We start from the raw sequence: 12,787 nt of genomic DNA, 5'->3' as shown, positions 1-12,787 counted from the left end.
ACGAACCCCGCAAGCAATCCCGCCCGGACGGCCCGGAGAGCATCCACCCCCAGCCCGGCCGACCAGGACGATCGTCGGGAAGCACGGCGGCACACAGCGGCGGATCCGACGACACGAGGCCCGGACTTGTCGCGGACCCGAGGGGTGCGAGGATGCGTCCGTGGTGACAGATGCCGAGTGGGCCCGGATCCGGCAGGGGCTGCGCTTCGGGGAGGTCTTCGAAGGGACCGTCGTGAAGGTTCCCCGGCCCGGGGCGATCGGGATCTTCGTGGACATCGGACTGAGTGTCGGGGGCTTCGTCGACGTCCTGCTGCTTGCGGAACGCGGCGATGAGTGGCCGGTGGAAGGCACGGTGGCCGATTTCGAGGTCTGGTGGGCCGACAGCCGTCAGCAGATCCGGCTGAAGCCGTCGGACTCTCGGTATCTGCGGACCGACTTCGCCGACTTCGTGGCGCGTTTCCGTCCCGATTGGTCGTCAGAGGTCGGTCAGCCCGTTGGTGACCCCGGTCCCCCGACGGTCGAGGAAGTGCGGTCCGCCCTGGAATCTGCTGGACCGCCGGCCAGTTCCTGGTGAGTTCTGCTGAGGTGGCCGGCAGCTGTGGCGGGAGCTGGCCGGCCTCGGCTTCGGCTCGGACCGGGGTGCTGCGGCCCGTAGGGTCGGTGCGGGTCACCGTGCGCTCGACTTCGTTTCTCTGCTTGTAGATCGTCTTGTCGAAGCCGGTGGGCCGGCCGCCCCCACTGCCACCGCGTTTGCGGTTGGCCCCCTGGTCCTTCGGTTCGGGGTGGCATGTTCGGTCTGGCGTCTTCCCAGCCGCACACCCGCAAGGTGACTATGCGTCATGCACGCCTGGGGTCGGCTCACGCACCATGAACACGTCCACCGGATCCTCGGTCTCGCGCGTGAATCCGTGCCGTTCGTACAGCCGCCGGGCCGGACTGCCCTGCAACACGTTCAGCCGGACCACGGTGCCATCGCGGTCGCACCGCTCCAGGAGCACACGCAGCACGGCCGTTCCGATGCCGCTTCCCTGCAGGTGCGGGGCCAGGTAGAAGTGCTCCAGCCAGTGGGCGTCCTCAGCCGGGCGTAGCGACACACAGCCGGCGAAAGCGCCGCTCACCTCGATCACCCAGGTGTGCGCCGGAGCGAACCCGTTCCGCAGTCGCTGCCGCACTCGTTGATCGTCATACCGCCCGAGCCGTTCCAGATCTGCCCGCAGCACCACGGCCCGCAGCTCGGCCACCGCCTCGACGTCCGCCATCGCAGCCGGCCGAATCCCCCAGTCCGCCATGATCGTCAGACTACCGCGCCAAGCTCCTCTCGCCCCCCCGTCGCACTTCTGATTCCGTGTGCGGGCGGCCCGGATCCTGCGCGCGCAGTCAGTCGGACGAGCAACCCAGCGATGTGCTGCCCCGCCCGCAGGCCCTCGGGCCTCGACCAGCCGAGCGGTGTCACAGGCAGTCGCAGCCCGGGGCGTAGAGCAGCAGGAACAGAGCCGTCGCGGCGGCCCCGGTGAAGCCGGCAGCGGTCACGGCGGCAAGGCCCCGACGGCGGCCCTTCGCAGGCGTGCGGGAGGTCTGCCAGGCGCCGTGGGCGAGGAAGCAACTCAGCAGCCCGGCACCGGCGACGGTCAAGCGTGGACTCGCGGACCAGCTCACGGACCCCCACGGCACTCCCCCTCCCTTGTTTCCGGCAGCCCCGGGCGGGACCTGACAGAGAGGACCCCCGCCGGGCCGAAACGGTTGCCGGGAAGGGCCTTGGGGCCGGAGACGTTCGTGGCGCGCTCGGCTGGTAGGTGGTGGACGTCCGGCGCAACACCTGGGCAGATCGCGGTGGATCAGCCCCGGCTCCCCCCGAGGCCGTCGACAGGGTTGGATGTGGAGATGCGAAGATCCACGGTTTGGACACGCGGATGGGGGACGGCGGCGCTGATATGCGCGGCGGCCGTAGTCCTCCTTCCCGTCGTACGGTTCACCGCCGCGACGCCGCGCGTCGACATGCTGGTCTCGATGACGATGGCACTCGTGTGCGGTCTGGGGTGGGTAGTGGCCACACGCCGGGCGCCCTTGTCGGAGCCGGGCCCGCCCGCCCCCGGGCTCGACGAGGAGCTTCCGCCGATCCCCTCAGCGCTCCCCCGGTCTTTCCCCGTCCCGCTCGGCCCCGCGTTCGCCCTCGTGCTCGCCGCCACCGCCATCGCCTCGGCCTTCCTCGTGGGGCTGCGGCCGGACGGCACCCAGAGCGAGGCGCTCGACGCGATCCAGCGGGCGCAGCCGCAGATATCGACCGGGACCGTCGTCCAGGCCGACGACCGGGAACCCACCGGAGTCGGCAAGGGCAAGCGGGGCGCCTACTACTTCGCGGATCTGCGGGTCGAACTGGCTGATGGCACGGTGCTCGCCGTGGACCGCGGGATCGTCGGCTCGTCGCCGGAGGAGGGCATGGACGTCCGGGTTCTGCACGCACCCGGCCGCCCTGGACTGGGCGGCTGGGTGGACGACGGTGTGGACCTCTCGTCGTACCTCTCACCCTGGTACGTGCCGTTCGAGGGCGGGACGCTGATGCCGTTCGCGGTTCTCCTGCTCGTGGCGTGCTGGGCGGCCGCCGCCGTCGTGAACCCGGAGCGGGTCAGCGCGTACGGTCCGCGCCGGCTGCTGACCGAGGACGCGGCGACGGGGCGGGTGAACGCCGGGTACGTGGAGCGGCTGACCGCGGTCCACGACGCCCGCACCACGGTCGGCGGCCGGGCCGGCAGCACCAAGGTGGTCGACAGGGTCTGGCTGAGCGCCGAAGTCGACGGTGTGACCGCGGTCGAACTGCATGTCGACCGTGCCGAGATCCTCGCCCTGGCGACGGAGTTCGGCGAGAGGACGGGCTGGCTGGTCTGGTCCCGGCGCTGGAGCATGGTGAACGGCGCGGGCCTGGTCCCGGCGGCATTCGTCGCCCCCGACGGCCAGAGCTTCGACTGCTCCGTTTCCCGCTCCGACATCCGCCGCCTGACGGGCGCGGCGACGCAGGAGACGACCACCCCCGACACGGCAACCCGGCCCTGGAGGGGTGTCTGCCGTACCTCCCCCGGCATCCGGCTCACCGTCGTCGGGCTGTACGTGGCGGTCGGGGCGTCCCTGCTCCCGGCCCTGACCGGGAACGCCGGCCACCTCACCGGCTACCTCCCGCTCGCCCTCACACCCGTCGCCGCCATGCTGACAGCCGTACTCGTGGCCCCCGCCTGGCGCCGCACCCTGCCGCTTCCAGGCTGGGAACGGCCGACGAGCGGGGACGCGCGCGTGCGCGCGTGACAGGACGACCGGTGGCCGGCTTCGACGAGCGGGCCACCGCCGCGGCGGAACGCCGGCCTGCCGGCTCCGGTCCGGATCGACAGTGCGGCGACCACTTCGTCTCCGAGCGGCGCGAGGTCCTGCGGCAGTTCGCCAACGGCATCGGCGCGGCCGGTCGCCGGGCCCACCGCGCCTTCCTCGATAGCGTTCGCGTGCTGAGGAGTCAGTTGTGGGGCGGAAACTCCCGCTCAGCTTGAGAGCGATGCGGTGCGGGCACTCTGGGCCGGGCACGGGCATACCGCGATCGCCCAGCAAGGGCGACACCACCCCGACGTCCTCACCGACGGGAAGGGGAGTGAACCCGGCAGAACCACGCAGCTGCTGTTCTGCGCACGGGGGCGCGGACGTGTCGATGCCGTTGTTGGCCTTGCTCGGGGCGTCATGGGCAGCACGACGACGAGGAGAACCCCAGATCGGCGCCCGGTGGAGTGTGCCGGGCGGGAGCTTGGAGCCCCCGCCCGGCACGAGGCGGGTCAGATGCCGAACGCAGCGGCGTAGTGGACGGTTCCGCTGGGGAGCGGATGGTCGGCGTCGAGGCTGATTGCCATCAGGGCGTCGTCGGGGACGTCGATGGTCAGGCTGATGCCGTGGCCGGAGGCACGGGTGAACCCGAACCGGGGGTAGTAGGCCGGGTGCCCGAGGACGACCACGTGGTGCTCGCCCAGTGACCTTGCCGCGGCCAGGGCCGCGCGGATGGCCGCGGTGCCCGCACCGGTCCGATGCTGCTCCGGGCGCACGGCGCACGGGGCCAGGCACAGGGCCGGGGTGGTGTCGATGTGGCAGCGGGTCAGCAGGGCGTAGCCCACCGGGTGGCCGGCCTCGTTCGCCGCGACGAGGGAGAGGCCATCGATCCAGGCAGTCGGGTCGGCGCGCAGGGCGTCGACGAGGTCGGCCTCCGCCGGGGTGGGGAAGGCGGCGAGGACGATATCGCGAATGGCGGGGATGTCGGCGCTGGTTTCGGCGCGCGTGATCCAGGTGTCGCCCATGACGATGGAAGATCCGTTCCAGGAGATGTTCGTGTGGTTGCCCGCGAGCTCACGCTCTCAGCGAGGGTGCAGGGGGTCAGGCCACGGTCCGGGACGTGAGGGAGACCCGGGCGCTGCGCACGGTGGCCTCGAGCGCGGTCATCAACCTCACCTCCCCGATCCTCAGCTCCTGAACAAGCACGAACACAGCAACGATACAGCCTTCCGGGCGCCCATCCTCAGACACCTCCCCCGCCCGGCAGGCTCAGAATGATCTCGGGCGGTTTCAGAGGAAGCAGCCCTCCCGGGGTGGCCAGGGTGGTGTGACCTGGTGCTTCGGGCCGCGAGGCCGGTGCTGGTGCGGCCCTGCCGCGTCAATCCGGTGCATTCGCGACATAGATGCGTGTTGCAGGCGAGCGTCACGGCGGGACCGGGTGGCCCGTGACGGGATGTCCATCAGCGCGTGATGCGTGTAGATGCAGCGCGAAACAAGATGTCGCGGGACCCCGCCCCGGGCGACTCCCGGCGCTTTTGCATCCGCTCGCCCCCGGGCACTCCTAGAGGGTCGACCGACGCAGTGACGCGCCGGCACGGCGGAACGGGAGGACGGCATGGACTGGCGAACGTTCGCCGAGAAGATGGCCTCGCTGGCGCGGGATCTGCTGGCCCAGGAGTCCGTACGCGACACGCTGGAGCGGATCACCGGCGCGGCCACCGAGCTGGTCGAGGGGTGCGACGCCGCCGGCATCCTCCTGCTGCGCGGCAGACGGGTGCAGTCGCTGGCGCCCACCGAGCAGCTGGTGATCGACAGCGACCAGCTCCAGGAACGCGTCGGAGAGGGGCCCTGCTTCGACGCCGCCCGCACCTCCCAGGGAGAGCGCCAGTTCCGGATCGCCGACTTCACCGACGTGGCGGAGCGCTGGCCCAAGTACGTGCCCGAGGCCCGCAAGCTGGGCCTCGGCAGCATGATGGGCATCCTGCTGTTCACCGAGGACGAGGACCTCGGCGCGCTGAACTTCTACTCCCGCCGGCCCGGGGCCTTCACCGAGGCCAGCGAGACCGCCGGCTGGCTGCTGGCCTCGCACGCCTCGGTCGCCTTCTCCAGCGCCCGCACGCAGGCCCAGTTGCAGGAGGCCATCGGCACCCGGCACACGATCGGCGAGGCCATGGGCATCCTGATGGGCAGTCACCGTCTCACCGAGGACCAGGCCTTCGCCGCGCTGCGCCGCTACTCCCAGGAGCGCAACGTCAAGCTCCGCGACGTCGCCCGGCTGGTCTGCGAGCGGGGCGGCCTTCCCTGAGCCCACCCCCTTCGGCGATCACGAACTCTCGTACACTGATCGCCCGTTGAGGCGCCGCACGGAAGCTCCCCGCTCAGCCGTGCCGCCGACCACTGCCCCGGAGGCCATGCCCGATGACGACCGGTACCGAAGAGGCGCGGATACCGCTGGATCCGTTCGTCACCGACCTGGAGGGCGAGAGCGCCCGGCTGCGCGCGGCCGGACCGCTCGCCGCCGTGGAGCTGCCGGGCGGCGTGCCCATCTGGGCGGTCACCCACCATGCCGAGGCCAAGGCCCTCCTCACGGACCCCCGCCTGGTGAAGGACATCAACGTGTGGGGGGCGTGGCAGCGGGGCGAGATCCCCGCGGACTGGCCGCTGATCGGCCTGGCCAACCCGGGCCGCTCCATGCTCACCGTGGACGGCGCCGAGCACCGCAGGCTGCGGGCGCTCGTCGCGCAGGCGCTCACCGTGCGCCGCGTCGAACACATGCGGGGGCGGATCACGGAGCTCACCGACCGGCTGCTGGACGAACTGCCCACGGACGGCGTCGTCGATCTCAAGGCGGCCTTCGCCTACCCGCTGCCGATGTACGTCGTCGCCGACCTCATGGGGATCGAGGAGGCCCGGCTGCCCCGGCTGAAGGTGCTGTTCGAGAAGTTCTTCTCGACCCAGACCCCGCCCGAGGAGGTCGTCGCCACCCTCACCGAGCTGGCCGGGATCATGGCGGAGACGGTCGCCGCGAAGCGTGCCACGCCCGGTGACGACCTGACCAGCGCGCTGGTCATGGCCTCCGAGGACGGCGACCGCCTCACGGACGAGGAGATCGTCTCCACGCTCCAGCTGATGGTCGCCGCGGGCCACGAGACGACGATCTCGCTGATCGTCAACGCCGTCGTCAACCTGTCCGCGCACCCGGAGCAGCGCGCCCTGGTGCTGTCCGGCGAGGCGGACTGGTCCGCGGTGGTCGAGGAGACGCTGCGGTACTCGACCCCCACCTCGCACGTTCTGATCCGCTTCGCGACCGAGGACGTCCCGGTCGGCGACAGGGTGCTGCCCGCCGGGGACGCGCTGATCGTGTCGTACGGGGCGCTGGGCCGGGACGAGGGGGCGCACGGTCCGACGGCGGGCGCGTTCGACATCACCCGCACCTCGCGGAACCGGCACATCGCGTTCGGGCACGGCCCGCACGTGTGCCCCGGCGCGGCGCTGTCCCGCCTGGAGGCCGGGGTGGCGCTCCCCGCCCTCTACGCGCGCTTCCCCGGGCTGGACCTGGCGGTGCCGGTGTCCGGACTGCGCAACAAGCCGGTGGTCACGCAGAACGACCTGTACGAGCTGCCGGTCCGCCTGTCCTAGGCGGGACCGGTGGGACGGGAGGGGCGTTTGTCCCCTTCCCATCGGGTAACTCCGGAATTCCGGACGCCGGACCGACACGGCATACGGCGTCGACGCTGCTGGGCGGTGATTCCAGGAGGCGCGATGTGGAACCGCAAGCGCAGGAGGGGCCGCCGGACCGCGCGGGCCGTTCCCATGGAACTGTGCGATCTGTGCGCCAGGGTGTTCCCGGAGGACGAGGCCGTGCGCGGATACGTGCCGGACTCCTCCTCCGCCCACGCCACCCACGAATGGTTCGACGGGCTCCGGCTCATCACCGCGTGCTGCGACGACCACTTCGACGTGGTCAAGGACGGCTACCAGGACCGGCCCTTCGTGGAGGAGGAGCTGTGGGCGGCGAAGCTGACCCGGGCGCTGACCACGGGGCCGCCGGCGCTCTCCATGGATCAGCTCGCGTGCCGGACGGGCCTGCACGAGCCGCAGATCCGCCGCGCGATCGCCTGGCACAACGAGCAGATGCGTCAGCGGCAGCGCATGGACCCCTGACAGGACGGTCGCGCGCCGTGGACGCGGTAGAGCTCCGCGTCCGCCCACTCGACCGGCGAGGACTTGGGGCCGCCTCGGTCAGCGGCGCCAGGTGCGCGTGCGCGAACGCGGCGACCGACGTGTTCCCCGTGGGTGCACGCCGGCCCGGTCCGTCCGCCGGCGTGCGCCCGGACCGGGAGCACGGTCGTCCTTCGTTCGGCGGCTTCGGGCGGCGCGGACGGGTGTGCGTACCGGGTGTCACGTTTGTCCGGGGCGTCCCCGGGTCACTCAGTTCCGCATCGGCGAGCCAGTCCGAGGACCGCCCGAGGAGCACCCGTGAACCGGTACCGGCGCCCCTTCCTCCGTCTGTGGGACCGGTTGGCCGCGTCCGCGCTGGTCCGGCGCGGCCGGGAACTGGAGCTGATGCACCGGGCCATGGGGTTCGCCACGCTGGCCCTGGTCACGCTGGCGCCGCTGCTGATCGTGGTGGCCGCCGCCGATCCCCTGGGACGCGGCGGTTTCGCCTCCTGGCTGGCCGACGGCATGGGGCTGTCCGGCCGGTCCGCGAAGGTGCTGACCGACATCATCAGCCCGCCGACCAAGGTGGTCGGCACCACGAGCGTCTGGGGCGGTATCGCCCTCGCCGTCTTCGGTGTGTCCTTCGCGGCGAGCGTGCAGAACGGCTACGAACGCATCTGGGGTCTGCCGTCCGGCCCCTGGCATCGCGTCTGGCGGCAGCTGACCTGGGTGATCGCCCTGACCGCGTACCTCTACCAGGAGGTGCAGACCAGGACCGCGTTGCACGGCTCGGCCCGGATCGTGCTGTCCACGGCGACCGGCATGCTGTTCTTCTGGTGGGGGCAGCACTTCCTGCTGGGCAGCCAGGTCCGCTGGCGTGACCTGCTGCCGGGGGCGCTGGCCACCATAGTGGGCCTGATCGGGCTGCGCGGCTTCTCCTACCTCGTCTTCACCCCGCTGATCCTCGACAACGCGATCAGTTACGGCACGGTCGGCATCGTGCTGGTGGTGGAGTCCTGGCTCATCGGGGTCGGGTTCGTCGTCTTCGGGGGCTCGATGGTCGGCCACTGGTTCTGCGAGCACCACTGGTGGACACGGAACATCGACCGGGAGCCGTGATCCGGTCCCTCCCGCCGGTACGGCGGAGGGCGGCGTCAGCTGCGCGCTAGCCTGCCCCGGCCCTTCCCGAACGTGTTCGTGCCGGTGCGCACCGTCCGCCTCGCCGTCTCGGCGCCGCCGGTGTCGACGCGCCCGCCCACGCCGCCGGCCAGTGCCGCGGTGACGGCCCCGGCGGCCACCGCGGCCAGCGTGAGCGGGCGGCGGTGGCGTGAGAACCAGAACTGGAGGCTCCGGCCGTGCGACTCGTCGTCGAAGAGGCCGTGGGCGCCGTAGTCGACGGGCGCGGCGTCGTCCACCGGCTCGTAGAGGTTGACCGGCCGGGACGGGTCGACGGGGTCGTCGGTCTGCTGCGAGTCGTAGCCGGTGCGGGCCAGGTAGCGGTCGAGCAGGCCCGGGGCGAGCTTCTGCCCGAGCAGGGTCGCGACGGTGGAACCGCCCACCCAGTACTCACGCCGTTCGGGGTGGCCGGCCGCGTGCAGGACGGCCTCGGCGGCGACCTCGGGCTGATAGACCGGGGCCACTGGACGCGGATGCCGGGGAAGCCGGCTGAGGACCCAGCTGAACTGGGGTGTGTTCAGGCCCGGCATCTGGACCATGGTGACCCGCACCCCGCTGCGGTCGTGCAGCAGCTCGCAGCGCAGGGACTCGGTGAAGCCCTGGATGGCGTGCTTGGCACCGCAGTACACTGCCTGCAGCGGGACACTGCGCTGGGCCAGGGCCGAGCCGACCTGCACGACGGTGCCCCGGTCGCGGGACACCATCCGCCGCAGCGCGGCCTGCGTGCCGTAGACGAAGCCGAAGTACGTCACCTCCGTGGCCCGCTTCAGCTCCTCGGGCGAGACCTCCGGTACGGGCGCGAAGACGGTCGTGAACGCGGCGTTCACCCACACGTCGATCGGGCCGAACTCGTCCTCCACGCGGCTCGCGGCGGCGTCCACCGCGTCCGGGTCGGAGACGTCCACCACCAGGGGCAGCGCCCGTCCGCCCGCCTCCCTGACCTCCTCGGCCGCCCGCTCCAGGGCGTGCTCGCCGCGGGCCAGCAGGGCCACGGCGGCGCCGCGCGCGCCGAAGGCCCGGGCCGTGGCCCGGCCGACACCGGCGGTCGCGCCGGTCACGACCACCACCTCGATGCCGTCACCCCCGCGACGCCGCCCGCCGCGTCCGAACCGGCCGGCGCCGGTCACTTCTTGCCCCGGCCGGGCAGGTGCTCGGCGTACTCGGTGAGCTTCTGGCGGACGCCCTTGGCGGCGATGCCGGCGCGCTCGGGGTCGTGTACGGCGGCCTTGGCGGCCTTCTTGCCCTGCTCGACCATGATGTGCGGCGGGATCGGCGCGATCTCCGGGTCGACCTTGAACTCGAGCACCACGGGCCGGTCCGAGGCGAGCGCCTCGTCCCAGGCGGCACCGACCTTGTCGGGGTCGGTGCAGACGATCCCCTTGAGGCCGAGCAGCTCGGCGTAGGCGGCGTAAGGGACGTCCGGGATGTCCTGGGAGCCGGGGTACTTGGGATCGCCGGCCATGGCGCGCTGCTCCCAGGTGACTTGGTTGAGGTCCTGGTTGTTGAACACGCAGAAGATCAGCGGGGCGGTCCCGGAGAGCCGGTCCAGGTACCGCTTGACGGTGATCATCTCGTTCATGCCGTTCATCTGGAACGCGCCGTCGCCCACGAAGGCGATCACCGGCCGGTCCGGATACGCGAAGCGCGCCGCGATCGCGTACGGAACGCCGGGACCCATCGTCGCCAGCGTTCCGGACAGCGACGCGTGCATGCCGTCGCGGAGCTTGAGGTGGCGGGCCCACCAGTTGGTGCCGGAACCGGAGTCCGCCGTGAGGATCGCCCCGTCCGGCAGCCGTGGCGACAGCTCGGCGGCCACCGCCTGCGGGTTGATCGTCTTGCCGAAGTGCTCCCCCGCCCAGCGGTCGCACAGGTCGTTCCACTCGCGGACGTCCTTCTCGATCTTCTTCCGCCAGCCCCGGTCCTCCTTGCGCCGCAGCAACGGCAGGAGCGCCCTCAGCGTCTCCTTGGCGTCGCCGACGAGGTGGGCCTCCATCGGGTAGCGGATGCCGATCATGCGGCCGTCGATGTCGATCTCCACGCCTCGGGCCTGCCCCTCGTCGGGCAGCCACTCCGAGTACGGGAAGCTCGTACCGACCATCAGCAGGGTGTCGCAGTCCTGCATCATGCTGTCGCTGGCCTTGCTGCCCAGCAGACCGATCGGACCGGTGACGAACGGCAGGTCGTCGGGGAGGACCTCGCGGCCGAGCAGGGCCTTGGCGACGCCGGCGCCGAGGAGTTCGGCCACCTCGACCACCTCGTCCTGGGCCTTGGCAGCGCCCTGGCCGACCAGCATGGCGACCTTCTCGCCCGCGTTGAGGACGTCGGCCGCCTTGCGCAGCTCGTCCGGATCGGGAAGGACACGGGGCCGGCTCCAGCCGACGCTGGAGAAGACGGAGCCGTGCGTCTTCGGCGGGGAGGGCATCGCGTCCTCCTCCTGCACGTCGTTCGGAATGATGATCGTGGCCACGCCCCGCGTGGTCAGCGCCGTCTTGAACGCCCGGTCGACGACGTGCCGGGCCTGACCGGGGTGCACCACCATCTGGCAGAACTCCGACACGTCCGCGAACAGCTGATCCAGGGCGATCTCCTGCTGGTAGTGGGTGCCCAGCGACAGCCGCTTCTGCTGCCCCACCACCGCCACCACCGGCTGATGGTCGAGCTTCGCGTCGTACAGACCGTTGAGGAGATGCACCGCACCCGGCCCGGACGTCGCCACACAGCAGCCCACCTCACCGGTGAACTTGGCATGCGCGCACGCCATGAACGCGGCCATCTCCTCGTGCCGCGCCTGAATGAACTCCGGACTGCCCTCCGCCCGGTCGAACGCGCCGAGCAGACCGTTGATGCCGTCACCCGGATAGCCGAAGACCCTCTCGACACCCCACTCCCGCAGGCGCTGAAGTACGAAGTCGGCGACTTGAGTCATGGGCACTCCCGGGCGCGCGTGAAGAACGGTGAGGTGTTTGAGTGCCTTCCCCGGCAGCTCGCAAACCGGGCGGTACTCACCCATACGGTCACCCGGGCTTCGTACGGAGCCCCCGGGCACTTGGACCCACGCGGTGGCGCCCTCAGCGTCCCCGCGCCGGGGGCGGCGCGGTGCTGTCGCGGGTCACCAGCCGGGTGGGCACGAGGGTCGTCCCCCGCTCCGGGCCGTCCTGGCGCATCTTGCGCAGCACGGCCTGGACGCAGAGCCGGCCCACCTCGGCGAAGTCCTGGTGGACGGTGGTCAGCGGCGGCAGGAAGGAGCCCGCTTCGGGGATGTCGTCGAACCCGATGACGCTGACGTCCTCGGGGACGCGCCGGCCGCGTTCGTGCAGGGCGCGCAGCAGTCCCAGGGCCATCTGGTCGTTGGCCGCGAAGACGGCCGTGCACTCCTCTCGGGCGGCGAGTTCCAGGCCGGCCCGGTAACCGGACTCCGCGGACCAGTCGCCCCGGGTGAGGGGCGGCGGGGTGCGGCCCGCCTCGGCGAGCGTGCGGCGCCAGGCGTCCGTGCGGCGCTGGGCGGCGAAGGAGTCCTCCGGTCCGGCCAGGTGCCACACCGTGTCGTGCCCGAGGCCGAGCAGGTGCCGGACGGCCGCACGGGTGCCGCCGGCCTGGTCGGTGTCGACGACCGTGTAGTGGTCGCCGGCGTCGGAGTCGACGACCACGACCTGGACGTGGGGCGGCAGGGTGACGGTGGCCGCGTCCAGCAGGTGGACCTCCATGATGACGATCACCGCGTCGACGGCGAGCTCCTCCAGCCGGGAGAACGCGCCCCGCACCTCGTCCTGCGTGGGCACGGCGACCGGCAGCAGCGTCACCGCGTAGCCCTCGCTCGCCGCGGACGTCGCTATGGCCTCCAGGGTGCGCACGTTGCCCGTGGTGGACAGCGAGAAGGTGATGACGCCGATGGTGCGGAACTCTCCGCGCTTGAGCGCCCGGGCGGCGCTGTTGGGGCGGTAACCCAGCTCCTTCATGGCGGCCAGGACCTGCTGCCGGGTCTCCTCGGTGACTCCCGCGTATCCGTTGGAGACACGGGAGACGGTCTGCGAGGAGACCCCGGCCAGCCGGGCCACGTCCGCCATGGAGGCCGTGCGGTCCCGGCCGCGCCGGGGACGCGCGGGTGCGCTCGTCGGGACTTCCTCAGCCGTGCTCACTCGCCGTCAGCCGCCTCTCT

13 protein-coding genes and 1 pseudogene are annotated in these 12,787 nt (G+C 71.8%); 7 read left to right on the top strand and 7 right to left on the bottom strand.

The window, feature by feature from the left end; genetic code table 11:
- The first annotated feature begins 160 nt into the window (after positions 1 to 160).
- Positions 161 to 574, top strand: coding sequence for a hypothetical protein (locus IEZ05_RS08090; RefSeq protein ID WP_189229325.1), 414 nt, complete (start codon positions 161 to 163; stop codon positions 572 to 574).
- 88 nt (positions 575 to 662) lie between these two features.
- Here the strand turns inward: IEZ05_RS08090 and IEZ05_RS08085 are convergent.
- The 3 genes and pseudogenes from IEZ05_RS08085 to IEZ05_RS08075 form a co-directional block, all read right to left on the bottom strand.
- Positions 663 to 811, bottom strand: a pseudogene (locus IEZ05_RS08085) (IS5/IS1182 family transposase); the annotation flags it as partial.
- A 19-nt stretch (positions 812 to 830) separates the two neighbouring features.
- On the bottom strand, positions 831 to 1,289 hold the full coding sequence (locus IEZ05_RS08080) for a GNAT family N-acetyltransferase (RefSeq protein ID WP_189229324.1): 459 nt from the start codon (positions 1,287 to 1,289) through the stop codon (positions 831 to 833).
- Positions 1,290 to 1,449: 160 nt separating this feature from the next.
- On the bottom strand, positions 1,450 to 1,632 hold the full coding sequence (locus IEZ05_RS08075) for a hypothetical protein (protein WP_229869606.1): 183 nt from the start codon (positions 1,630 to 1,632) through the stop codon (positions 1,450 to 1,452).
- A 375-nt stretch (positions 1,633 to 2,007) separates the two neighbouring features.
- Here IEZ05_RS08075 and IEZ05_RS08070 point away from each other — a divergent pair, with 375 nt between their 5' ends.
- Complete coding sequence (locus IEZ05_RS08070) at positions 2,008 to 3,294, top strand: hypothetical protein (RefSeq protein WP_189229322.1); 1,287 nt, start codon at positions 2,008 to 2,010, stop codon at positions 3,292 to 3,294.
- A gap of 11 nt (positions 3,295 to 3,305) precedes the next feature.
- Positions 3,306 to 3,530, top strand: coding sequence for a hypothetical protein (locus tag IEZ05_RS08065; RefSeq protein ID WP_189229859.1), 225 nt, complete (start codon positions 3,306 to 3,308; stop codon positions 3,528 to 3,530).
- Between the two features lie 276 nt (positions 3,531 to 3,806).
- Here the strand turns inward: IEZ05_RS08065 and IEZ05_RS08060 are convergent, their stop codons facing one another.
- Positions 3,807 to 4,319, bottom strand: a complete 513-nt coding sequence (locus IEZ05_RS08060; protein ID WP_189229321.1) for a GNAT family N-acetyltransferase — start codon at positions 4,317 to 4,319, stop codon at positions 3,807 to 3,809.
- Positions 4,320 to 4,909: 590 nt separating this feature from the next.
- Between IEZ05_RS08060 and IEZ05_RS08055 the strand changes: the two genes are divergently transcribed.
- The 4 genes from IEZ05_RS08055 (at position 4,910) to IEZ05_RS08040 (ending at position 8,574) form a co-directional block, all read left to right on the top strand.
- Positions 4,910 to 5,599 (top strand): GAF and ANTAR domain-containing protein, encoded by a 690-nt coding sequence (locus IEZ05_RS08055; protein WP_189229320.1) that lies wholly within the window; start codon positions 4,910 to 4,912, stop codon positions 5,597 to 5,599.
- A 113-nt stretch (positions 5,600 to 5,712) separates the two neighbouring features.
- Positions 5,713 to 6,933, top strand: coding sequence for a cytochrome P450 family protein (locus IEZ05_RS08050; RefSeq protein ID WP_189229319.1), 1,221 nt, complete (start codon positions 5,713 to 5,715; stop codon positions 6,931 to 6,933).
- 123 nt (positions 6,934 to 7,056) lie between these two features.
- A complete protein-coding gene (locus IEZ05_RS08045; RefSeq protein ID WP_189229318.1) occupies positions 7,057 to 7,458 on the top strand; it encodes a hypothetical protein in 402 nt (133 codons plus the stop codon).
- Between the two features lie 315 nt (positions 7,459 to 7,773).
- Positions 7,774 to 8,574 (top strand): ribonuclease BN, encoded by an 801-nt coding sequence (locus IEZ05_RS08040; protein WP_189229317.1) that lies wholly within the window; start codon positions 7,774 to 7,776, stop codon positions 8,572 to 8,574.
- 35 nt (positions 8,575 to 8,609) lie between these two features.
- Here IEZ05_RS08040 and IEZ05_RS08035 read toward each other — a convergent pair whose 3' ends face one another.
- The 3 genes from IEZ05_RS08035 to IEZ05_RS08025 form a co-directional block, all read right to left on the bottom strand.
- A complete protein-coding gene (locus IEZ05_RS08035; protein ID WP_373298733.1) occupies positions 8,610 to 9,689 on the bottom strand; it encodes an SDR family oxidoreductase in 1,080 nt (359 codons plus the stop codon).
- Between the two features lie 65 nt (positions 9,690 to 9,754).
- Entirely contained in the window at positions 9,755 to 11,557 is a 1,803-nt protein-coding gene (locus IEZ05_RS08030) for a thiamine pyrophosphate-requiring protein (RefSeq protein ID WP_189229316.1), read from the bottom strand.
- Between the two features lie 142 nt (positions 11,558 to 11,699).
- Positions 11,700 to 12,767, bottom strand: coding sequence for a LacI family DNA-binding transcriptional regulator (locus IEZ05_RS08025; protein WP_229869605.1), 1,068 nt, complete (start codon positions 12,765 to 12,767; stop codon positions 11,700 to 11,702).
- Positions 12,768 to 12,787: the final 20 nt, after the last annotated feature.

It is taken from the genome of Streptomyces flaveolus, from assembly GCF_014648815.1.
GTDB classification, from domain to species: domain Bacteria; phylum Actinomycetota; class Actinomycetes; order Streptomycetales; family Streptomycetaceae; genus Streptomyces; species Streptomyces flaveolus.
The sequence above is the reverse complement of the archived record's forward strand: the minus strand, read 5'-3'. Positions and strand labels throughout refer to the sequence as shown.

Coding starts and splice junctions, on each gene's coding strand:
- IEZ05_RS08080 (WP_189229324.1), bottom strand. CDS start 1,289: ATGGCGGACTGGGGGATTCGGCCGGCTGCGATGGCGGACGTCGAGGCG.
- IEZ05_RS08070 (WP_189229322.1), top strand. CDS start 2,008: ATGACGATGGCACTCGTGTGCGGTCTGGGGTGGGTAGTGGCCACACGC.
- IEZ05_RS08060 (WP_189229321.1), bottom strand. CDS start 4,319: ATGGGCGACACCTGGATCACGCGCGCCGAAACCAGCGCCGACATCCCC.
- IEZ05_RS08055 (WP_189229320.1), top strand. CDS start 4,910: ATGGACTGGCGAACGTTCGCCGAGAAGATGGCCTCGCTGGCGCGGGAT.
- IEZ05_RS08050 (WP_189229319.1), top strand. CDS start 5,713: ATGACGACCGGTACCGAAGAGGCGCGGATACCGCTGGATCCGTTCGTC.
- IEZ05_RS08045 (WP_189229318.1), top strand. CDS start 7,057: ATGTGGAACCGCAAGCGCAGGAGGGGCCGCCGGACCGCGCGGGCCGTT.
- IEZ05_RS08030 (WP_189229316.1), bottom strand. CDS start 11,557: ATGACTCAAGTCGCCGACTTCGTACTTCAGCGCCTGCGGGAGTGGGGT.